Source organism: Bacillus sp. RAR_M1_44 (genome assembly GCF_020165935.1).
Taxonomy (GTDB): domain Bacteria; phylum Bacillota; class Bacilli; order Bacillales; family Bacillaceae; genus Bacillus; species Bacillus altitudinis.
In genome coordinates, this window is sequence record NZ_JAIUKX010000001.1 from 2,298,770 (window position 1) to 2,321,224 (window position 22,455).

Below are 22,455 nucleotides of genomic sequence, written 5' to 3' on the forward strand. Positions count from 1 at the left end.
CCTTTTTGTTGTTTCTTTATCGTAGGGTTCTTCCCGTGATTTGTCTAAGACATAAAAGATATGATATGAATAGTTAAAACCTATGAGGTGAGAGAAGTGGATATACGAATGATGGAATATGTCATGGAAGTGTACCGGCAGCAAAGCTTTACAAAAGCAGCGGAAAAACTTCACATTGCACAGCCCTCGTTAAGTCAGCAAATTAAAAAACTTGAGGAGGAATTAGATACTCCTCTGTTTATTCGGAAGTATGGACAAGTCACTCCTACACCTCAAGGAAACCGATTGATCAAAAGAGCAGAAACCATTTTGAAGGAACGAGATGATTTGTTGCGTGAGATGGGGGAAGCTGCTTATGAGGTAGGGAAAGAACTGATGATCGGTGCGCCAGCTGTCACAGGGGGATATGTCCTGCCAAGTTTATTAAAAACCTATTGTCAAACGTATCCGCACGTTCACGTTCATTTGATAGAAGAATCGCCTCGTGAGCTAGAAAGACGTTTACTCGCTGGGAAACTGGATCTGGCGATTCTTTCTCTGCCTGTCGAGCATGAATCATTGAAAACAAAACAAATGCTGACAGAGCCGCTTCTCCTCGCCATTCCGCAAACGGCTCAACCGTGGTTGACGGATGAACTCAATGAAATCATCAATCAAGCGGATCAAGAAGGGTCTGTCCCGTTTCATCTTTTGAAAGATGCCCCATTTATTATGCTGAAAGAGGGATATGGCTTTCGGCAAGTGGTCACGGAACTGTGCCGTCATCATGGCTTTCGGCCGAGGGTTGCATTTGAAACAAGTCATATTCAAACAGCTCAGGCATTGGTTGAAAATGAGCTAGGTGTGACGGTGGTGCCGAAAATGGTGGCACAAGAGGAAAGGAAAGCAGTCACTTATTTACACATTGATTCATGCCCAACCCGCACACTTGTGTTTGCATATGTGGAAGAAAGATATTTAACGAAAGCCGCGCAAGCCTTCATGGACCTTCAACAGAATCAAGGAAAAGCTTAAACAAACGTTTAATTAAACGCAAAAAGCAGGGGAGCCCCCTGCTTTCTAATATAAATCCAGCCGCTGATCTGTCATGACGGGGATTTGTTGTCTCACTTCATCTACGAGCTGAAGATCAATGTTTGCATAATAAATGTCTTCTTCATCATTTGTCTCAAGTAGAATGCGTCCGAGCGGGTCAATCACCATGGAGTGACCAGGGAATTCAGTGTCTCTGCTTGTGCCCGTCCGGTTCACCGCAATCACAAATGACTGATTCTCAATGGCTCTTGCGATGAGCAGACTGCGCCAATGGTCCACTCTTGCTGACGGCCATTGAGCGGTATTAACAAGCACCTTCGCCCCTTTGTTCACGAGCGTCCTAGAAAGCTGAGGGAAGCGGAGATCATAGCAGATCATCGCACCAATCTTGACATCTTCACCATAGTCAAATAAACCAAGCTGATCACCAGCGGTTAAATAGTTATGCTCATCCATTAAGCGGAATAAATGAATTTTATCATAATCTAACAAAAGCTCACCTTGGCGGTTAAAGACATACATTGTATTGGTGATGTTTTCATCTTCTGTCCTCTTATTTAAAACACTGCCTGCGATGAGATACACTTGGTGCTTGCGGGCAAAGGAAGAGAAGAGTTGTTTTGTTCGCTCGCCATCTGCATCGGCAAGCTCATCCGCTTGCTCTAACGCATAGCCGGTATTCCACATTTCAGGTAGAATAATCAAATCAGGCTGTTGGCGGATGGCTTCTTCTAAACATGCTTCTGCTTTCTGAAAGTTTACATCAGGTTCTCCTATTTGTACGTCCATTTGAATCAGGGCGATGTTCATGTCGGTCTTCCTCCTTTATTCGTTTCATGCAATGAATGGTTCGTTGATATTGCCTGAATCATCTAGTCTTCAAGCCAGTTTCTTTATCATAAAGCTTTCCGCTATCTTTGCCAATAGAAATGTCAGAAGGTTTTGTTAAATGACTTTCTCAATCAAGAAATGAGTGGTATGATACTCATAACTAATAAAACAAAGGGGAATAGTATGATATGCAATTGTTCGATTTATCACTAGAAGAGCTAAAGAAATATAAACCAAAGAAAACAGCACGTCCTGATTTCTCAGACTTTTGGAAGAAATCGCTCGAAGAACTGCACCAAGTGGAGGCAGAGCCAACACTTGAATCTTATGAGTATCCAGTGAAAGGCGTCAAGGTGTACCGCCTGACGTATCAAAGCTTTGGACATTCTAAAATTGAAGGCTTTTATGCTGTGCCTGATCAAACTGGTCCGCATCCAGCGCTCGTTCGTTTTCATGGCTATAATGCCAGCTATGACGGCGGCATTCACGACATCGTCAACTGGGCGCTGCATGGCTATGCGACGTTTGGAATGCTTGTCCGTGGTCAAGGTGGCAGTGAAGACACATCAGTGACGCCAGGCGGGCATGCATTAGGGTGGATGACAAAAGGCATTTTATCGAAGGATACGTACTATTATCGAGGCGTTTATCTAGATGCTGTTCGTGCACTCGAAGTCATTCAGTCTTTCCCCGAAGTAGATGAACACCGTATCGGCGTGATCGGTGGAAGTCAGGGGGGTGCGTTAGCGATTGCGGCAGCAGCCCTTTCAGACATTCCAAAAGTCGTTGTGGCAGACTATCCTTACTTATCAAATTTTGAGCGTGCGGTTGATGTTGCCTTGGAGCAGCCTTATTTAGAAATCAATTCATACTTTCGCAGAAACAGTGATCCTGAAGCTGAAGAAAAGGGATTTGAGACATTAAGTTACTTTGATTTAATCAATTTAGCCGGCTGGGTGAAACAGCCAACATTGATGGCGATCGGTCTGATTGATCAAGTGACACCGCCATCCACCGTGTTTGCGGCATACAATCATTTAGAAACAGATAAAGAGCTGAAAGTGTACCGATATTTTGGGCACGAGTTTATTCCTGCTTTTCAAACAGAGAAGCTGTCCTTTTTACAAAAGCATTTGCTTCTATCAACATAAGAGCATGACAAAGAGCTAAAATGACATTCATTTTAGCTCTTTGTCTTTTTCAGCTATTGGAGCGATCAGCTTAATAACTGGTGTTCTGTCTTGTTTTTTCATCAGGTACTAATGCTGTAACGATCAGGGCAAGGGCTGTGATGATGTGAAGGATGAATCCGAGAATCGGAATCCATGCAAGGCAGGATGTGACAATTCCAATGATACTTCCGATCATTGGTCCCTGGTCTCGCTTCGATAAGACGAGTGTGATAATATGCAGAATAAGCATGACCATGAGCGGTGAATAGCCATTGCTGATAACGAATAGACCTCCGATCACAGGGATAGCAAGGCAAGCTTCAAAAATCCCAGTGATCCATTTCATAATGCGAGATATAGACATCAGATCCAACTCCTTTTTCATATATGTCTTATTCGTATTTTCCCAAAAGGTGAAGAAGTCATGCAGAATTCTATAGAAAGAGTTGATGGACACTTGAGAGAAAGAATTAAGGAAGAGCTGAAAATCATCGAAGAAACGTATGACATCAAGATTTGTCTCGCCGTTGAATCGGGCAGCAGGGCATGGGGATTTCCTTCAACTGACAGTGATTATGATGTTCGCTTTTTATACGTTCCCCGGAAGGAATGGTACTGGGCGATGGAAGAACATCGAGATGTCATTGAACGGCCGATTGATGACATGCTTGATATCAGCGGCTGGGAGCTTAGAAAGGCGCTGCGTTTATTCAATAAATCGAATCCATCCATTATGGAATGGCTGTCTTCTGACATCATCTATGCTGAATCCTTCTCTCTAGCCAAGCAGCTAAGAGAATTAAAGGATCGAGCGTTTTACCCTGCGGCTTTGATGTATCATTACCTCAATATGGCGAAGCGGAATGAGAGCCGGCATTTACGAGGAGAGCAGGTGCGAATCAAGAAGTATTTCTATGTGCTTCGTCCGCTGCTTGCCTGTCAGTGGATTGAACGTTACCGAACAGTTCCACCAATGGACTTTCATGAATTACTCAAGGAGCTAGTGGAGGAAGGCCCGCTGTTAACAGAAATTCACGAACTGCTCAAACGTAAAATGGACGGAGAAGAAATGGATGTAGAGAACCGTCTCGCTCATGTCCATCCATTTATTGATCAAGAACTGGTGCGTTTTGATGAATTGGTGAAAAGCTACAATCAGCCGAAAGACAATCTGATGCAAGAATTAAATGAGCTTTTGCAGTCTACCCTTGATGAGGTGTGGGCGTAAGCGTGAAAGAGCCAGCCGGTTAGCGGCAGGCTCTTTTTTATCTCCTATTGTGATAAAACCACAAAAAAAGTCAGAATTTTTGTCATCTTCAAATATTGTAGCAGACAGCTCATGAGCCTTACAATAAAGACATAGCTTACAAAGAGTGGGAGGTGCCCTTTATGGAGTCGGTCACAAGAAATTTCTTCTTGTTTTTGTCAAAGAGCAGTCTCTTGAACCATATTGCTCGTAATTGGGGAAGTGCTGTTGCATCAAAGAAAATCATCGGTGGGAAGGATTTTGAGAGCGCTATCCCTGTCATCAAACGATTAAACGATCAAGGTATGGCCGTAACGGTTGATCACCTCGGTGAGTTTGTCACAAAGGCAGAGATTGCAAATGAGCGGACGAATGAGTGTATTCAAACCATTCAGCGAATTGCAGAGGCGGGACTCAATTCCCACGTGTCACTTAAAATGACATCGCTTGGCTTAGATATTGACGATGACCTTGTGTATCGCAATATGAAAAGCATTTTAGATACGGCAGAGAAACACCGTATTATGGTGACAATTGATATGGAGGATGAACAGCGCTGTCAAAAAACGCTGGACATTTTTAAAGAAATGAAATCTCAATATGAGTATGTCAGTACGGTTTTGCAGGCGTATTTGTACAGAACAGAACAAGATCTTGATGACCTAAATGAGTTGCAGCCATTTTTAAGACTTGTAAAGGGTGCCTATAAGGAATCCGCCGAAGTGGCGTATCCAAACAAAAAAGACGTCGATCAGAATTACAAGAAGCTGATCGAAAAGCAGTTACTCTCAGGGAATTATACAGCCATTGCGACACATGACGATCAAATGATCGAATTTACGAAACATATTGTGAAAAAACACAATATACAGACAGATCAGTTCGAATTTCAAATGCTGTATGGCATGAGATCAGAAACGCAGCAAGCACTCGTGAAGGAAGGCTATCAAATGAGGGTCTACACCCCGTATGGACGAGAGTGGTATGGCTACTACATGAGACGTCTTGCAGAACGACCGGCAAACATTGCATTTGCTTTAAAAGGGATGACGAGAAAATAATTTGAAACGGGAGCGTGACAAAGATGACAACACCTTACAAGCATGAACCATTCACGGATTTTAGCCAGGAAGAAAATCGCCAAGCGTTTGAACAAGCATTAGCCAAAGTAACAGAATCACTTGGGCAAACCTATCCGCTTGTGATTAATGGAGAAAGAATCGAAACAACAGACAAGATTGTCTCGATCAATCCAGCGAAGAAGGAAGAAGTCGTGGGTACCGTATCAAAAGCTGGGAAAGAAGAGGCAGAGCAAGCGATTCAAGCTGCGGCAAAAGCGTTTGAAACATGGCGCTACACGTCTCCAGAAGAAAGAGCCGGCGTCTTATTCCGCGCTGCGGCAAGCATTCGCCGTAAAAAGCATGAGTATTCAGCCCTTCTCGTAAAAGAAGCAGGGAAGCCTTGGAATGAAGCGGATGCAGATACAGCAGAAGCCATTGACTTCCTAGAGTATTATGCCCGTCAAATGCTAGAGCTTGCGAAAGGCAAACCGGTGAACAGCCGCGAAGGGGAACGCAATCAATATGTGTACACACCAACTGGCGTGACGCTTGTCATTCCACCATGGAACTTCTTGTTTGCGATCATGGCAGGAACAACCGTTGCACCAATCGTCACAGGGAATACAGTTGTTTTAAAACCAGCAAGTGCGACGCCTGTCATTGCTGCCCGCTTTGTAGAAGAACTGGAGCAAGCAGGTCTTCCGAAAGGTGTTGTCAACTTCGTGCCAGGTAGCGGAGCAGAAGTAGGAGATTACTTAGTAGATCATCCGAAAACAAGCCTTATTACATTCACTGGATCAAGAGAAGTGGGCACACGTATTTTTGAACGTGCGGCAAAAGTACAGCCAGGACAACAGCATTTAAAGCGTGTCATTGCTGAAATGGGCGGTAAAGATACAGTCGTTGTAGATGAGGATGCAGATGTTGAATTAGCGGCTAACGCCATTTTCACATCAGCCTTCGGATTCTCAGGTCAAAAATGTTCAGCTGGATCTCGTGCTGTCGTCCACGAGAAGCTGTATGACCAAGTCGTTGAGCGAGTGAAAGAAATCACAGAAACGAAAACAACAGCGAATCCGTTATCAGCTGATGTGTACATGGGACCTGTCATTGATCAAGCTTCCTTTGACAAGATCACGGAATATATCGAAATTGGCAAGCAAGAAGGCCGTCTAGTCACTGGCGGAACAAGTGATGATTCAGAAGGGTACTTCATTCATCCAACCGTGTTTGCAGATCTAGAGCCAACATCTCGTTTAATGCAAGAAGAAATCTTTGGACCTGTCCTAGCTTTCTCAAAAGTCTCAAGCTTTGATGAGGCGCTTGAAGTAGCCAACAACACAGAATACGGGTTAACCGGTGCGGTCATTACAAATAATCGTGATCACATCAACCGTGCGAAGCAGGAGTTCCATGTCGGGAACCTTTACTTTAACCGTAACTGTACGGGAGCGATTGTGGGTTACCACCCATTTGGCGGCTTTAAAATGTCAGGAACTGATTCAAAAGCAGGCGGTCCAGATTATCTTGCTCTGCACATGCAGGCCAAAACGATCAGCGAAATGTTTTAATATGGAAAAGCATGAACTCGTGAAGGCGAGTTCATGCTTTTTTTACCTGTCTACGACTTGTTTCTATACAAATCTGACTGGAAAGAAGTATGATAAATGTATCACTTATTCAGGGAGCAATCGGGATGGAAGAGATATTAGAAAAGCTTCATACATTTTTTGATGTCGATAAATTAATTGCATTTATTAGTGGTTATTTAAAAAAACCAGTCATTTTAGAAAGTACTGAATGTCAGCTGCTTGCTTATAATTCTTACAGCATCCAGCAGTTCGACCCAGTCAATCAGCAAACCATTTTCTCAAAGGAATGTCCGGGAGCTGTGGTGGATTGGTTAAAAAAAACAGGGGTCATTGAGCAGCTATATACAGATTCAAATCCTTTTTATGTGAATGGTCATGAGGAGCTCGGGTTTAATCGTCGGGTGGCTGTGAGCGCCAAGCACAAACAAGAGGTTGTCGGCTTTATTTGGGTGCAGGACATTGAAGATTCTCTCTCTCAAGAGGAGCTACAATTTTTACACGAGGCATCGTTTCAGGTTGGAAAAGTTATTTATAAAAATAAGAAACAGTTGGAGAAAAAGGAAGGCAAGATTGAAGAGTTCTTCAAAAAGGTCATGGATGATCATTTTTATACAGAAGAAGAGCTGAAATGGGAAGCTGAGAATTTAAGCATTCCACTGCCAGCTGTCTTTACTGTGATGGTTGTTCATGCCGCCGATAACAAAAGTGAGACGGCAGAAGATGTGAAGGATGTGATTAGAACCTATTTACAGCTAGAAGACAAGGTCAATCATGTCTACTCTGTGCAAGCAGACATCGTCGTGATATTAGGCAGTTTGTCAGATCGCCACTCACCAAAAGCGACCGCTGCGGATGTCGTCGCCCATCTTCAATCGAAAACGCATACACACCCATCTCCTTTATATATTGGGATGGGAAGAGAATATCGAGATGTCATGAAAATGAGCACAAGTCGATTTGAAGCGATAGAAGTCGTGAAAGCAGTGAAGATTGTCGGCGGACAGGAATTAATTCCATACGATTACGAGCATTTGGGGGTCTTCCGGTTCTTAGACCCGATTTACAGTCACCAAAAAAAGAAAAACGACTTCAATCCAGATTTGTTGCGCCTAAAGGAAAAAGACCGTGACAGCCAAACATCATTTTTAAAAACCTTAGAGGTCTACTTATTGAATAATTGCAAGCTAAAGCCAGCTGCAGAGCAGTTGTTTATTCATCAAAATACACTAAACTATCGAATGAAACAAATTTTTGAAATGACGTCTATTGATTTAAGTCATTTTAGCCAGCGTTGTGAGTTATTTATTGAATTGATGCTGATGAAAAAAGATCAATAGGTATGGACTCCGCAGGTGCAAAGGCTGACCTGCGGATTTTTATGCGAGATGATAAAATGGCATACAATTGCCTTATTTCGTTGTATGATAGATAAAGATTTTATAAGGAAAGTGAAAGGAGGGCCACCTTTGGGATCAGTCACCTTGGCCATTTTGATTTTCATCATGACCCTCGTCCTTGTCATTTGGCAGCCAGGACGTTTAACCATTGGATGGTCAGCGTGCGGGGGAGCGATTCTTGCGCTTGCTTTTGGGGTCGTTCATTTGGGCGATGTATGGGAAGTTACCCAAATTGTCTGGAACGCCACCTTTGCATTTATTGGAATTATCATCATTTCATTGATTTTAGATGAGATTGGTTTTTTTGAATGGGCGGCACTTCATATGGCAAAAGCCGCAAGAGGGAACGGGGTCCGCATGTTTATTTATTTAACATTGCTCGGCGCTGTGGTAGCAGCTTTTTTTGCCAATGATGGAGCGGCACTTATCTTAACCCCGATCGTTTTATCTGTGGTCAGAGCGCTGAAGCTGGATGAGCGTATGATCCTGCCATTTGTCATGGCAAGCGGCTTTATTGCAGATACGACGTCTTTGCCATTTGTCATTAGTAACTTGGTCAATATCGTATCAGCCGATTATTTTCATATTGGCTTTCTTGAATATACAGCAAACATGTTCGTTCCAAACCTTGTATCGCTTGGCGCTAGTATGCTTGTGCTGTATGTGTTTTATCGGAAACTCATCCCGAAAACGTACGATGTTTCGCAGGCGAAGGAACCAGCTTCGGCCATTCGTGATCTGCGCATGTTCCGGTTATCTTGGTATGTGTTAGGATGCTTGCTTGTTGGATATTTTGCTGGGGAATTGGCAGGCATTCCGGTGTCAATCATTGTAGGAGGCATTGCCATTGCTTTCTTATGGCTGGCGAAACGGAGTCCACAAGTGGCGACAAAACGAGTCGTCAAAGAAGCACCGTGGTCGATTGTGTTTTTCTCTATCGGCATGTATGTCGTGGTGTATGGGCTGAAAAATGTCGGCCTGACAGAAATTTTAGCGGCATGGATTGAACAGGGGGCGTCACACGGTTTACTTGCGGGAACGATGTTTATGGGGGTTCTGGCAGCAGTACTATCTTCTGTCATGAACAATCTCCCAACCGTTTTAATTGATGCGATTGCCATCGGTCACACAGATACAGCAGGTGTGATGAGAGATGGGCTGATTTATGCCAACGTCATCGGTTCAAACCTTGGTCCGAAAATGACCCCAATCGGTTCATTGGCGACACTGCTGTGGCTTCATGTCTTGAAGAAAAAAGGTGTGCATATTTCTTGGGGAGCATACATGAAAGCTGGAATCATTCTAACCATACCGACTCTGATCATCACGTTATTGGGGTTGTATGTGTGGTTATGGCTGATACATTAAAAAGCAGATCCAATGGATTTGCTCAGCGTGAAGACAAACCCTCGCATTCGGCGTCAGTCCTGCGCGCTGGTGCTCACGAATGTCAAATTCGCTCTGCTCCAGTGCTCGTCCTTCCTAGACTGCAAAGGTTTTCTTTTACGCTGAAAAGGAAACAAAGGGCTAAAATCAAGTTCATTTTAGCCCTTTGTTAACAATCTGAGCAGATCCAATGGATCTGTTTTTTGTTGTTATAGATATTTTGCATAGCGTTTTTCCAAAAAGTCTTGGAGCAATGAGACCACACTGCATATGCCCCAGTAAATCAAGGCAACCAATATATACATGGTCATATAATCGAATTCTCTTCCGCCCACAATTTTTGCTTGTTGGAAGAGTTCGGGTACAGTAATCATTGCCGCTAGTGAGGAAGCTTTGATTAAATCAAGCATGACGTTGGTCAGGGGCGGCAGTGCAATGCGCACGGATTGAGGCAAAATGACTCCGCGCATCGTTTGCCAATAACTGAGACCAAGTGATTTGGCGGCTTCCACTTGACCACTTGGAACAGAGGAGAGAGCCGCCCGGTTAATTTCGGCAATGTATGCAGCACTATTGAAGCTGAATCCAATAATAGCAGCAGTGACAGCTGTAAATTCAATGCCGATGTAAGGGAATCCGAAATAAAGGATAAACAAAATGACCAGAATGGGAACCCCACGCATGAATGAAATATACAGCCGTGCAGGCAACCGAAGGAACCACGTATTTGCCATTCTAGCAAGGGCAATAAAAAAGCCTAGAATCGTACCAAAAAACATGCTCACAAAAGAAATGAGCAGCGTCAGCCAGATGCCTTTCATCACAAATGGAAATGACGCTTTTGCCAGTGCAGGATTAAAGATATATTCTAAATGAATATCTCCCACGTCTGCGGCTCCTTATTTAGAAATGTCGACATCTTCGACATCAACATCAATTTTCTTTGAGACGTCAGCATGATTAAAGAATTTCTCCGAAATCTTTTTCATGGTTCCGTCTTTTTTCATCTCTTTTAATACACGATTTAATTCTTTTTGAAGCTCTGTATTGTCTTTTTTCATCACAAACCCTTGTTCATTCGGCATGTATTTTAAGTCTGGATGGATCGTAATATTTAGCTTAGGGAATGCAGCAAGCGCTAGTGTTTGCAAGTAGTAGTCATTTAAAATGACATCTGTACGGCCGTTTGCAACATCCTTTAAATATTGCTCGTTTGTGGCATTATCATAGATGACTTCTTTTGCACCATACTTACGGGCAACATCCATATAAATAGTCGTTGCAGCACCGGCTGCTTTCTTTCCTTTTAAATCCTTTAGCGTTTTAATACCTGACAGATCATCTTTTCTGACGATAGCGGTTCCATATGAGTATTTATAAGGTGTTGAAAAGGCGAACTTATCTTTCCTGTCATCTGTGATGTCGATATCGTTTGCAGCGGCATCCACCTGACCTGAATTAATGGCACTGAGCATACCATCATAACCCATTTCTTTAAATTCTACTTTTACGTCAAGGCGCTTAAATGCTTCTTTGACGACTTCCACTTCATAGCCAGTCAATTGATCCTTGCCGTTAGATGTATCATGGTAAGACGTAGGATACAAGGTGCCTGAAGTAGCGACCACGATTTTCCCTTTCTTTTGAATCTGATCCCACTTTGATTCTCCAGACTGAGATGAGCCTGATTGATTGCAAGCAGACATGACAAGCATGAGAGCAGACACAACAAGCAGCACCCATATAGGTTTTCTATGATAAAAACGACTCATTTAAGAATCCTCCTCTATTTTTTATACAAAACAAAACATAGCACGCTTTTTCAGTTAGGACAACGTTTTCAGATGAAAAGCGAAAAAGTAAGAATATTATGTGCAATTTGATGGTGTGAATAATGTATAAAAAAGGAAAGAATGCGCAAATTAAAATCGAATAAAGGAGGGAACGACAGAGATGAAAAAAACAAGTGGTTTGATCATACTAACGATGGTGATATTATTTGGTTTTCAAGTGAATACGGCTCATGGAGAAACACCCCAAATGGAAAAGCGCCCCGTCACGCATCAAGTAAAATTAACGACAGAGCAACAAAAACAAATTGAAGTACTTGAACAGCAAATTTTGTCTAAACGAAAAGAAGTGATCGAAAAATACGTTCAGTATGGTGTGTTAACGAAGGAACAAGGCACGCACATCACAAAACGAATGGATGAACATTACAATCACTTAAAAAATAACGGGTTTGTTCCATTACTAAAAAAACCACAGCACCATCGACCATAAGTTTAAGAAAACCGGCAGCAAGGGGCCGGTTTTTATTGTTTATGTGTTAAAAAGTCAGCGTCTCACCATCTTGAGGGACAAAAATGGCCTGATCTGCATGATTCTCTTGAATGTAAGATGTTAATGCTGCTCTTGTTAATAAACAATGATTCACGGCTTCAAGGTGACAGGCGATGATTTGAGCTTGTGGTTGAGAATGGTGAATGTCTACAATCTCTTCCTTTGTCATCGTAATGGGGTCTCCCTCTAAAAATTGGGCAGCCCCACTATTGACCACAATAATATCTGGCTGGCATGTATTCACAACCTCTTTCGGCTCATCACACCAAATGGTATCTCCTGCAATATAAAGAGTAGGCTCATCAGGATGAGAGAAAACAAAACCGCTCACTTGTCCCATCCGTTTAGCGGTTTCTCCTGTCCCGTGCTGCCCGCCAGTTCGTTTGATATGAACACCGCAAACATCCATTTCATCTTCAATGCATGTGACATGCTGAAATCCAGCTTCTTTTACTTCCATGCGATCTTTCTCTGATTGAGTATAGATCGGCAAAGTTTGAGCTAATCTCTTTTTTGCCTCGTCGTCAAAGTGATCTACATGTAAATGAGTGAGCAGGACAGCATCCGGCTGTAATATCTTGTCCAAATCAATGTTTGCAGGCAGCTCAACAATTGGATTGTTTACATGTTGATTGGCAGTATGCGGGAACGGTGGATAGGTTCCTTTTGCTGCTAAAAAGGGATCGATTAAAAATGTTGACGGACCATATTGAAGGTATAAAGTAGCATTACGAATGAGTGTTATTTTCATTAGAAGGCCTCCTTTTTTTCTCATTAAGTTTACAGTATATTAAAAGAGCCTCATGTGACAGAGGATCATGAAAGTCTTTCAGCGGAACGACTTGATTTTTGAAAGAGGTGAGCTAATGCTAGACAAAACAGATATGGATATATTAAAAGAACTCTCAAAGAATAGCCGATTGACGATGAAAGCACTTGGTGAAAAAGTCCATTTAACCGGTCAAGCTGCTAAAAATAGAGTTTTAAAGCTTGAGGAAGAGGGGATTATTGAAGCCTATACCATTTCAATTAACTGGCGGACACAGCAGAACATCCAAACATTTTTGCAGCTCTTTACCCGAAGTTATGATCATGAACCGCTTTTATCGTTTCTCCATCAAAAGGAAGAAATCAAAAACCTGTTTAAAATAAGTGGAGAGGGCTGTTATATGGCTGAAGGACATTTCTCCAGTCATGATGAGCTTGATCAATTTTTAACGGAGCTAACAAAGCATGCAAATTATAAATTGTCTATCGCTGTGAAACGTCTCACTCATCAAGAATAGATGAGGCGCAGGAGGAAATAACCGATGAAAAGATTAATTGAACATCAGGCTGAACCAATCACAAAGGAAAGAATCAAAGCGGATTTGGTTCAACTTGGTGTACGGAAGGGCATGATCTTATGTGTCCACTCATCCTTGTCATCTATTGGCTGGGTGAATGGAGGAGCTATAGCCGTTATACAAGCTATGATGGATATTTTAACAGATGAAGGAACACTGATTATGCCGGCACAAACATTAGAGCTGTCTGATCCTGCTGATTGGATCAATCCGCCTGTTCCTTATTCTTGGTGGAAACCGATCAAAGACACGATGCCTGCATTTGATCCAGCTTACACAGCTCCAACAGCAATGGGAAAGGTAGCGGAGACCTTTTGGAAATACCCAGGCGTAGAAAGAAGCAATCATCCTCATTTCTCATTCACCGCCTGGGGGAAAAGGAAACATGAAGTGTTGAACCACCATGCGCTTCCTTATGGTTTAGGAGAAAATTCACCTCTTGGACGTATGTACGATCTTGATGCAAAAGTGCTGCTAATTGGCACGTCATTCGAAAGTGTGACAGCTTTTCACTTAGCTGAATATCGAATCCCACAGCAAGACCTCATGACACGAGGGGCCCCCATTTTAGAGAATGGTTGGAGGGTGTGGAAAGAGTATCAAGATATCATCACAAGAGAAGAACTATTTGAACAGATTGGTCGTGACTTTTTACAATCAGAATGTAGTTATAACCACAGTCAAATCGGGCTAGCCAATTCGTATTTATTGCCGATGAGAGAATCAGTCGATTTTGCAGAAAAATGGCTTGAGCAGTACGACCAGGCGTGATCTAAGCAGTCTGAAAATCAAAATAATAGAGATCTTGATCAGGGTGCTCAGATATATAGCAGGTGAGCTGATAGTCTCCTTTTGGAATGGAGAAAGACAGTACCTGTGCCATGACGCTTGTTAGATAAACATGATCACTTGAATGAGTAAATGGCACTGTGATGACTCTATCAACGGATGATGGAGGCTCATGGCTGTTTAATGTCACGATAATAGAAGCCTTTCCGTTATTGATGCCTTCAAAAGAAATACCTCGATCCCCAGTTGCGAATCCTTGAAGAATATCGTCATCTGTCCAATCAATCACAGGTGGCGTCGTGCTTCCAGTGTATACGGTGATTTGGTGATAGGAGATAGATAGGGGATACATTTGATTTAAATCATTCATATAGATTAACTCCTTTATTCATAAAATTTGTCCAGCTGGCGATCATGTTGAAAAGTGAATGTTTGAAAGTATGATAATTGAAGAGAATGTTAGGCAGCAAGACGATTGTCGCCGTCTTGCGCTACTGTTTGAGGGATCTAGATGTGAAATTGCGAAACCATTTCTTTTAGGTCTCCTGCTAAATGGGCAAGAGCCTCTGATGAAGCTGTTACTTCTTCCATTGCTGCAAATTGTTCTTCTGTTAAACCTGCTACTTGTTGTGAATGTTCACTCGTCAGTTTAACGCCTTCTGTGATAGAGGCAAAGGTCTGCTTCGCATCATTTGTATAAGCTGCGATTTTTTGGGATGCATCTGATAAATGTTGAATGCCATCTGCCATTTCCTTCATTGACTGCTGAATGTCAATAAATGAATCCTCTGTATGAGAAATAAGAACAGCCCCTTGAGCCGCTTCCTCTCGTACTCGTTTAATGGCACTCGTCGAATGATTCATCTCTTTTTGTATTTCGGAAATGAGATGTGAAATCATGTTGGATGATGTTTGCGATTCTTCTGCGAGTTTCCTCACTTCGTCTGCCACAACGGCAAAACCTTTTCCATGTTCACCTGCGCGTGCTGCCTCAATGGCCGCATTAAGAGCAAGTAGATTAGTTTGGTTAGCGATATCTGTAATCACTTTGGAAATTTGATCAATCTCGGCTGAACGTGTTTCTAGCGCTTGAATTGCTGTACCGTTCTCTTCAATTGATTTTGCAATAGATGTCATTTGTGAATTGACTTCACCGATATTTTGTACACCTTTTTGGGCCATTTCTTGTGCGGATTGGCTTCTTGTTGCCATTTGTCCCGCATTTTCAGTGATGTTTACTAGCTCGTTAGATACTTGTCTCATCGTGTGCTCACTAGCTGTCATTTGGGCTGATTGCTGTTCAGACGATTGAGCGACTTCTTGAATGGTATGGGTAATTTTTTCTGATGCTGCACTCGTTTCTTCTGCGCTAGCTGACAGCTCCTCAGAAGAGGTGGCTACTAATTCAGATGTTTTGATCACATTTAAAATGGTTTGATTTAATTTCTCACGCATCTTATTAAAGTGACCTGCCAGCTCAGAAAGTTCATCGCCTGTGTGATCTGTCACGTTGATGGTTAAATTTCCTTCGCCTGCACTCTTAATAGCAGATGCCATATGTTTGAGACGTGTCTGAATCCGCTTTGTGAAAATAGAAATAATGATAACAGAAACAATTAAACTTAACAGTAGAACCGTGACAAATTGAATAAAGAAAGACTGAAGCATTTGTGAAATCATGCTTTGATTTGCACCGGTATAGAAAATACCAATCGTTTCCCCTGTATCATTTTTGATGGGCATATAAGCCGTTTGGTAGTCTTTCCCGGCAACATTGGCTGTTCCGTAATAATTCTCGTCTTTATCCAAAACAGCGGCCTTTACTTCAGGTGAGACTTCGGTTCCTACAGCTCGTTTCCCGTTTAACATGACATTTGTGGCAACACGGGTATTTCCTTGGAAAATCGTGATTGTATCACCAGTATATTCGGCTAATTGATCAACCAATGTGTCATGGTTATTGATTTGAGTATTTCCTTTGTAAAGCTTGCCATCTTTTATCTGCCACGAGCCAGCAACCTTTTCAGTTAGGTAAGCGTATCCTAGCTTTAGATCGCCTTTTGCTTTTTCGGTGGCCATTTGCTTAATGTTCTCTGTCATTTCGCGGTTCACTACATAACCAACCACTGCTGAAAATACGATGAGGACACTTAAAAAGATCAGCATTATTTTGGCGCCAAGCCTCAGTTTTCCTTTTTTCTTCATGCTTTTTACTCCTTTAGGTATAAGGTAGGGTATCCCTCCTTAAAGATTATCGGCATGAAAAAAATGTTTGATATACGTGAATGCACTTACACAGAAATTTTTGTTATGAAAAAAGGAAAGATAGTGCTACTCGATAATAAATTGGATTCTTGTGCCATCAGGATCATCTGATAATTGATGACTTACCCAAGAGCCTGCCCCCCTATTATCCGAAGGACGTACATATTTGACAGAAGCCCCTGCTCCACCTTCTTTACACATCGCCATTGGCCATTCATCACGATCATAACCACGCTTTGTTGGAATGCCATGAAGTGATTTGTCTCTTTGCTCATCACTATTTTTTCGATCAATGGTGCAAATGGAAGAATGACCTTCGTCAATAGCTTCTTCTATGTGCTTCGCGGTTTCTGGATATCGATCTGATGGAAAGTGAATGGTTTTGTCATAAGAAGAGTTTGTCGTCTCTTGTTTATGTTGCCCTAGTTGGACATAGCCTGTCGCTATACCAATGACAATCAATAAAAGCAAGAGAATGGTTTTAAGAAGTTTCATAGATGCTAGCTCTCTTTCTCTTTAGCGTATTTTGTAAACAGAAGTATAGCAGAATTACTTACCAATTTCTCCTCGTTTTGAAAAAACGTCTTTTAAAGTTCGAAAAACGTTTTTTACCTGTTTATGCTCTTTTCCTCGTTGTACAAACTCATAAAAATTTAATTTTGCTGCTCAAAAAACATATATGCTGATGCAAAATGGCTTTATGATTGGTTTTTAGGCTAATTTCAAGATTTTAACACACAGAAATTTCAAAAAAATAAAATTGACTAGACCGATATGCTTTAATAATATGGAGTCAAATATCAAAAAATGTCGTAATTTATCAAAATATGATTCCAATTACATTGCAGGAGGGAAGTACAAATGGCGGATGTCTCTTATCGGCTCGGAATAGACATAGGTGGAACATTTACTGATTTATCGCTGATGAATGAAGCGACAGGGGAGCTGACTGAACTCAAGACACCTACAGTGACAGATGACCCAGCTCAAGGAATTATCAATGGGCTGAAACTTCTAAAAGAAAGAGGTGTCGATTTATCCAAAATACAATATCTCGTACACGGGATGACAATCGGTCTTAATACATTATTGCAGAGAAAGGGAGCAGATTTAGCCCTTTTTGTAACGGAAGGTTTTCAAGACATTTTGTCATTACAGCGTTTACGTCTACCCATTCCTTATGACTTCAATTCTCAATTGCCAGAACCATTGATACCACGAAAACATGTATATCCAATCTCTGAAAGGCTCATACACGATGGTTCGATCAAAAAACCTCTCCAACTGCAGCAATTAGATGATGCTGTCCAGCAGGTCATGTCTAAAAAACTAGCAGGCATTGTCATTTCTTTTTTACATAGTTATCAGAATCCAGTTCATGAATTACAAGCTAAAGCCTATATTCATCACCATTACCCACAATTAGAAGTCCTGACGTCTTCTGAATTATGGCCACAAATGAGGGAATATGAGCGGACAGTGATGTCTGTTGTCAATTTGTACATTCAACCAAAGGTCAAACAATATTTACAAACATTGAAAAGCCGCTTGAAAGAAGAAGGTGTACCAATTTCTCCATACATTACCCAATCAAATGGTGGTTTAATGGATGCAGAAAGTGCAGCTACTTCACCCGTTAAAACACTTTTTTCTGGCCCGGCAGCTGGTGTAATTGGTGCAGCAAGAATTGCAACTTCTGCAAATGAACCCAATTTAATTACGTTTGATGTTGGTGGCACAAGTGCAGATATCTCGATCATTCAAAATGGGCAGCCTACAATGGCTCAATCGAATCAGCTTTCAGGATTTCCGATCATTCTTCCATCTGTTGCAATGTATTCGATAGGGGCTGGCGGAGGTTCTGTTGCATGGCTTGATCAAGGCGGGCTTCTTAAAGCAGGACCGGAATCAGTTGGCTCGCAGCCTGGACCTGCTTCGTATGGAAGGGGAAAAAAAGCTGCTTTAACCGATGCATTTCTCATATGCGGTTACCTCAATCAAGAACGGTTTGCCGGAGGACATTTACAATTGCAGCGGTCTGCAGCGGAAATAGCCTTTCAGCCAATTGCTGATCAGCTTCATAAAACGGTCGAACAGGCGGCTGACCAGTTGATTCAAGTGGCTGTTGCCAATATGTACACAGAACTAAGCAATGTCATGGAGCAGCAAGGGTTTGATCCTAGAGATTTTAGTTTGTTGGCATTTGGCGGGGCAGGACCTGTTGTCGCGAATTTCCTTGCGAGAGAAATTCATGCGAAAAATGTGGTCGTCCCTCCAAGTCCAGGAACATTATGTGCGCTAGGTGCACTTACAGCCGATTTTATCCATGATGCTGTGTTGTCTAAGAAAATCTGCTTACAAGACTATACGATGGACGAATTAAAACAAGATTATGAAATGCTTTCACGCAAAGCAACGGATTGGTTCAGCCAGCAAAACATTCAACATATCAAACAAACGTCCATTTTGTTATTAGCAGATGCCCGCTATCAAGGGCAGGCATTTGAGATTGAATTGCCATTATCGGTGGATTGGCTAAAGCAGGAACAAGACGTCTATCACCTGATTGAAGCTTTCCACAACCTGCATGAGCGTCAATATGGCCATAGAGATGATCAGGCGAACATTGAATTTACTCATTTGCGAGTTCGGGTTATAGGTGAAACACCTCCACTGCCTTTCTCTCCTGTTGATGAAAGCAGCGGACAGCCTTTAATACCACAATCATACAGACGAATCTTTATAGAAGAAAAAGAGTACGAAGCATCTGTTTACAATCGGAGTAATTTGTCATTAGGTGCTGTTGTGAAAGGACCTGCCATCATTGAGCAAGATGATACGACAACATTGATTTTGCCAAAATGGGCAGGCAGCATAGACCATTCAGGAAACTTGGTGATTTCAAGGGAGGCGGCTTTACATGGGAACTGATCCAGCAAAGCTTGAGATGATGAGGAGTTATTTTAATGCGATTGCATCAGGCATGGGACATGTCATTGAGCGGACATCCTTTACAACATTCGTAAAAGAATCGGCGGATTTTGCCACAGCATTAGCCGCGCCTTCTGGAGATTTCTTTGTTTACCCAAAAACAGTCGGTGTCACGATCTTTTTAGGGCTGAGTCTCAAAAAAGCGATTGAAGAAAGCGGACCGATGCAGCCGGGTGACATTATCATCACAAATGATCCTTATACGACAGACGGTTTAGCGACTCATTTGCCAGATGTTCATATCATCAAACCTATTTTTATAGAAGATGAAATTGTCAGTTATGCCTGGTCTTTTGTTCATGTAAGTGATGTGGGAGGTCTTGTCCCTTCAAGCATTTCTCCAACTGCAACAGATGTTCATCAGGAAGGATTAAGAATTCCGCCAGTGAAAATCTATGAAGGTGGAAAAGAGAATCAGGTTGTTCGTACCTTTTTAAGAGCTAATAGCCGAGCGAGTCATTTAAATGATGGCGATATTAATGCGATGATTGCCGCTGTTAATACAGCAGAAATCAGACTAAAAGAAATGATCGAGAAATTTGGAAAAAACGAAGTGAAGCAAGGAATGATTGATCTGCTGAAGCAAGCAGAGGATCGCGCAGGAAAAGTCATTGAAGCCATCCCTGATGGAACGAGTGAATTCGCTGATTACTTGGATGATGATATGATTTCGGACGTGCCGATCCGATTAAAGATAAAGCTGACGGTCAAAGGGAAACAGCTGACACTGGACTTCTCTGAGTGTGACCCGCAAGTTAAGACAGCTTTTAATCTTGTCACCAATGGTCAAAAGCACTCCTTCTTATATCAAGGATTGATCAATTACATTATTAGTAAAGATCCTTTTATTCCGATTAATGGTGGGATTACGTATCCGATAGACGTGATTTCACCTAAAGGAACGCTTGTCCATCCAGAATATCCGGCTTCTGTCGGTATTCGGCATTCCATTACAATGAGACTGTATAATGTCGTGCTAGGTGCTATTGGTAAGCTGTTGCCTGAAGCAGTGCCGGCGGCAGGTGCAGGTCAATCCGCTATCGTCGTTCTCTCTGTTCCTGATGATCAAACAGGAGGCAGAAAAATGTCTGTGGTCGAACCGTTAGGCGGAGGCGGCGGTGCTCAAAAAGGGACTGATGGAGTCGATGGAATTGATCATTCGTCAGGCTTTTTAAAAAATACACCTATCGAGAGCTTGGAACAGCATATTGATATTCATGTACACCGATATGAACTGCTGCCGAACACAGGTGGAGCAGGGGAACATAGAGGGGGACATGCGATTGGCTTGGAATTTGAAATAATCAAGCCAGAATCGATGGTGACGGCACGAGGAATGGAACGAATGAAGTTTCAACCTTGGGGGTTAATGGGCGGACGTGCAGGAGCAATTGGTGAGGTGAAATTGACCAAACCAAATGGGGAGACAAAAAACCAGCCGAAAATTGATGTCATGCGTCTTGAAAAAGGCGATATTGTTCAATTGGTTTCACCAAGTGGGGGAGGATGGGGGAATCCATTTTCTAGAACGAAAGAAAAAGTCCTTCATGAAGTGGAAGCAGGGCTATTAAGTGAAGAAAGAGCACTTCAGCAATATGGCGTCAAAGTCTATCGAGATCATAACGAATGGAAAATTGATGACGAACAGACGAGCAGGCTTCGTGAAAAGATGAATAATGCTGATGCTGTCGCTTGGGATTTTGGAAAACAAAGAGCAGCTTATGAGAAAGTGTGGACGGACGAAGCCAGCAGTGAGCTTGCTGTGCAGCTTCGTTCATACCCAGCAAATGAGCGTACGCACTATAAACATGCGGTTCATTCTCATTTTAGTCATAGACAGGAACCGTTAACAAAGATGGATATTATTCAAGCACTTCATCAGTTGAATCAACAAAAAGGGGGAAACGAATTATGAAAAGAAGATTAATGACCATATTTGCAGGTGTCCTATCCATCATGTTACTGCTGTCTGCATGCGGAGGAAATGGGCAGGATCAAAGTAAACAGCAGCAGACTGTGATCGTTGGTGTCTACGGAGGGGATTGGGAAAAGAATATTAAGCCAATCCTCGAAAAGTTTGAAAAGGATACAGGCATTAAAGTACAAACGGTCTCTGGGGCAGATTCTGAATGGTTTACAAAATTAAAAGCATCTAATGGTAAAAATCCACCGTATGATTTGCTTATTTTACAGCCTGATACGATTCAAAGAGGTATTGCGGCAAACGTTCTTGCGCCTATTGATGAAGATCAAGCACCGAATGTGAAAAAGCTATATCGTTCTGTTCAAAAGAAACTCACTGTTGATGGAAAACAATATGCAGCAGGCTTTAGTATGGGACAGCTTGGAATTGCTTATAGAAAAGATCTTGTCAAACAGGAGCCAAACAGCTGGACAGATTTATGGAGCGATCAGCTGAAAGGGAAAGTGGCGATTTCTTCCCCAACTTATTCAGCGGGCTTACAATTTTTCTCTGCACTTGTCCATGCTCAAGGAGGGACAGAATCAAATCCTAAGGATATTGATAAAGCATTTAAAAGCCTCGCACAATTAAAAGGGCGTGTAGCTGCTTTTCCTGATAACCCAGGGTCTATTCAAACGCTGTTAGAACGTGGTGACGTGACGGCAGTTCCATATTGGGATGGCCGAGCATTTGCACTTGAAGAAGAAGGGATGGATATTGGATTCTCATATCCGAAAGAAGGCGCTGTGGCAGCAGTTGCGAGCTGGGCGCTAACAAAGGGAAGTCAGCATGAGGAAGCGGCTTATAAGCTATTAAACTACCTTAGCGGGAAAGAAGCTCAAGAAGCCTTCTCAGAAAAATCTTACTATGGCATGTCGAATTCTGATGTGAAATACGGAGACAAAATTAAGGGAAAAGTGAAGGTTGGCGAAAATTATTATAGCAAGCTGACTTGGGTAGATTACGAAACAGCGACTTCAGAGCTCGGTCAATGGACAAATCGATGGAATGAAGTACTAGGCGGAGGAAAATAGGTGA

At 42.2% G+C, this 22,455-nt stretch carries 21 protein-coding genes; 13 read left to right on the forward strand and 8 right to left on the reverse strand.

Annotated elements, in window-relative coordinates; translation table 11 throughout:
* The first annotated feature begins 108 nt into the window (after positions 1-108).
* Entirely contained in the window at positions 109-1,014 is a 906-nt protein-coding gene (locus LCD34_RS12210) for a LysR family transcriptional regulator (protein ID WP_046527179.1), read from the forward strand.
* Positions 1,015-1,059: 45 nt separating this feature from the next.
* Here LCD34_RS12210 and LCD34_RS12215 read toward each other — a convergent pair whose 3' ends face one another.
* Entirely contained in the window at positions 1,060-1,845 is a 786-nt protein-coding gene (locus LCD34_RS12215) for a carbon-nitrogen family hydrolase (protein ID WP_046527178.1), read from the reverse strand.
* A gap of 209 nt (positions 1,846-2,054) precedes the next feature.
* Here LCD34_RS12215 and LCD34_RS12220 point away from each other — a divergent pair, with 209 nt between their 5' ends.
* Positions 2,055-3,017, forward strand: coding sequence for an acetylxylan esterase (locus LCD34_RS12220; RefSeq protein WP_046527177.1), 963 nt, complete (start codon positions 2,055-2,057; stop codon positions 3,015-3,017).
* Positions 3,018-3,087: 70 nt separating this feature from the next.
* Here the strand turns inward: LCD34_RS12220 and LCD34_RS12225 are convergent, their stop codons facing one another.
* Entirely contained in the window at positions 3,088-3,402 is a 315-nt protein-coding gene (locus tag LCD34_RS12225) for a hypothetical protein (RefSeq protein ID WP_008342068.1), read from the reverse strand.
* Between the two features lie 60 nt (positions 3,403-3,462).
* On the opposite strand from LCD34_RS12225, the gene LCD34_RS12230 reads away from it, so the two are divergent.
* The 5 genes from LCD34_RS12230 (at position 3,463) to LCD34_RS12250 (ending at position 9,702) form a co-directional block, all read left to right on the forward strand.
* A complete protein-coding gene (locus LCD34_RS12230) occupies positions 3,463-4,266 on the forward strand; it encodes a nucleotidyltransferase domain-containing protein (protein WP_046527176.1) in 804 nt (267 codons plus the stop codon).
* 161 nt (positions 4,267-4,427) lie between these two features.
* Complete coding sequence (locus LCD34_RS12235; protein WP_007498256.1) at positions 4,428-5,345, forward strand: proline dehydrogenase family protein; 918 nt, start codon at positions 4,428-4,430, stop codon at positions 5,343-5,345.
* Positions 5,346-5,368: 23 nt separating this feature from the next.
* Complete coding sequence (gene pruA, locus LCD34_RS12240) at positions 5,369-6,916, forward strand: L-glutamate gamma-semialdehyde dehydrogenase (protein ID WP_007498254.1); 1,548 nt, start codon at positions 5,369-5,371, stop codon at positions 6,914-6,916.
* Between the two features lie 125 nt (positions 6,917-7,041).
* Complete coding sequence (locus LCD34_RS12245) at positions 7,042-8,274, forward strand: PucR family transcriptional regulator (protein ID WP_046527174.1); 1,233 nt, start codon at positions 7,042-7,044, stop codon at positions 8,272-8,274.
* Between the two features lie 129 nt (positions 8,275-8,403).
* Positions 8,404-9,702 (forward strand): arsenic transporter, encoded by a 1,299-nt coding sequence (locus tag LCD34_RS12250; protein WP_039963203.1) that lies wholly within the window; start codon positions 8,404-8,406, stop codon positions 9,700-9,702.
* 227 nt (positions 9,703-9,929) lie between these two features.
* Here LCD34_RS12250 and LCD34_RS12255 read toward each other — a convergent pair whose 3' ends face one another.
* Together LCD34_RS12255 and LCD34_RS12260 are read right to left on the reverse strand one after the other, a co-directional pair.
* On the reverse strand, positions 9,930-10,607 hold the full coding sequence (locus LCD34_RS12255) for an amino acid ABC transporter permease (RefSeq protein ID WP_008347854.1): 678 nt from the start codon (positions 10,605-10,607) through the stop codon (positions 9,930-9,932).
* Between the two features lie 12 nt (positions 10,608-10,619).
* Positions 10,620-11,435: a transporter substrate-binding domain-containing protein gene (locus LCD34_RS12260; RefSeq protein WP_370529221.1), complete on the reverse strand. Its 816-nt coding sequence runs from the start codon at positions 11,433-11,435 to the stop codon at positions 10,620-10,622.
* 238 nt (positions 11,436-11,673) lie between these two features.
* Here LCD34_RS12260 and LCD34_RS12265 point away from each other — a divergent pair, with 238 nt between their 5' ends.
* Positions 11,674-12,003 (forward strand): YckD family protein, encoded by a 330-nt coding sequence (locus LCD34_RS12265; RefSeq protein ID WP_007498247.1) that lies wholly within the window; start codon positions 11,674-11,676, stop codon positions 12,001-12,003.
* 46 nt (positions 12,004-12,049) lie between these two features.
* Here LCD34_RS12265 and LCD34_RS12270 read toward each other — a convergent pair whose 3' ends face one another.
* On the reverse strand, positions 12,050-12,814 hold the full coding sequence (locus LCD34_RS12270; protein ID WP_046342598.1) for an MBL fold metallo-hydrolase: 765 nt from the start codon (positions 12,812-12,814) through the stop codon (positions 12,050-12,052).
* A 115-nt stretch (positions 12,815-12,929) separates the two neighbouring features.
* Between LCD34_RS12270 and LCD34_RS12275 the strand changes: the two genes are divergently transcribed.
* Positions 12,930-13,349, forward strand: a complete 420-nt coding sequence (locus LCD34_RS12275) for an Lrp/AsnC family transcriptional regulator (RefSeq protein WP_008347846.1) — start codon at positions 12,930-12,932, stop codon at positions 13,347-13,349.
* Between the two features lie 24 nt (positions 13,350-13,373).
* Positions 13,374-14,180 (forward strand): aminoglycoside N(3)-acetyltransferase, encoded by an 807-nt coding sequence (locus LCD34_RS12280; RefSeq protein ID WP_171464962.1) that lies wholly within the window; start codon positions 13,374-13,376, stop codon positions 14,178-14,180.
* Between the two features lies 1 nt (position 14,181).
* Here LCD34_RS12280 and comJ read toward each other — a convergent pair whose 3' ends face one another.
* The 3 genes from comJ to LCD34_RS12295 form a co-directional block, all read right to left on the reverse strand.
* Positions 14,182-14,568, reverse strand: a complete 387-nt coding sequence (gene comJ / locus LCD34_RS12285) for a competence protein ComJ (protein WP_050826928.1) — start codon at positions 14,566-14,568, stop codon at positions 14,182-14,184.
* Between the two features lie 137 nt (positions 14,569-14,705).
* Positions 14,706-16,403 (reverse strand): methyl-accepting chemotaxis protein, encoded by a 1,698-nt coding sequence (locus tag LCD34_RS12290; protein WP_048002413.1) that lies wholly within the window; start codon positions 16,401-16,403, stop codon positions 14,706-14,708.
* A gap of 126 nt (positions 16,404-16,529) precedes the next feature.
* A complete protein-coding gene (locus LCD34_RS12295) occupies positions 16,530-16,958 on the reverse strand; it encodes a NucA/NucB deoxyribonuclease domain-containing protein (RefSeq protein ID WP_007498233.1) in 429 nt (142 codons plus the stop codon).
* 366 nt (positions 16,959-17,324) lie between these two features.
* Here LCD34_RS12295 and LCD34_RS12300 point away from each other — a divergent pair, with 366 nt between their 5' ends.
* From LCD34_RS12300 to LCD34_RS12310, 3 genes are read left to right on the forward strand one after another with little or no spacing between them, the layout of a single operon-like run.
* Positions 17,325-19,394, forward strand: coding sequence for a hydantoinase/oxoprolinase family protein (locus LCD34_RS12300; protein WP_050826929.1), 2,070 nt, complete (start codon positions 17,325-17,327; stop codon positions 19,392-19,394).
* Positions 19,384-21,369 carry a hydantoinase B/oxoprolinase family protein gene (locus tag LCD34_RS12305; RefSeq protein ID WP_224559190.1) on the forward strand — a complete coding sequence of 662 codons (1,986 nt, stop codon included), beginning with the start codon at positions 19,384-19,386 and terminating at the stop codon, positions 21,367-21,369. The genes LCD34_RS12300 and LCD34_RS12305 overlap by 11 nt, the downstream gene beginning before the upstream one ends.
* Complete coding sequence (locus LCD34_RS12310) at positions 21,366-22,451, forward strand: PotD/PotF family extracellular solute-binding protein (protein ID WP_224559191.1); 1,086 nt, start codon at positions 21,366-21,368, stop codon at positions 22,449-22,451. Before LCD34_RS12305 ends, LCD34_RS12310 begins: the two co-directional genes overlap by 4 nt.
* Positions 22,452-22,455: the final 4 nt, after the last annotated feature.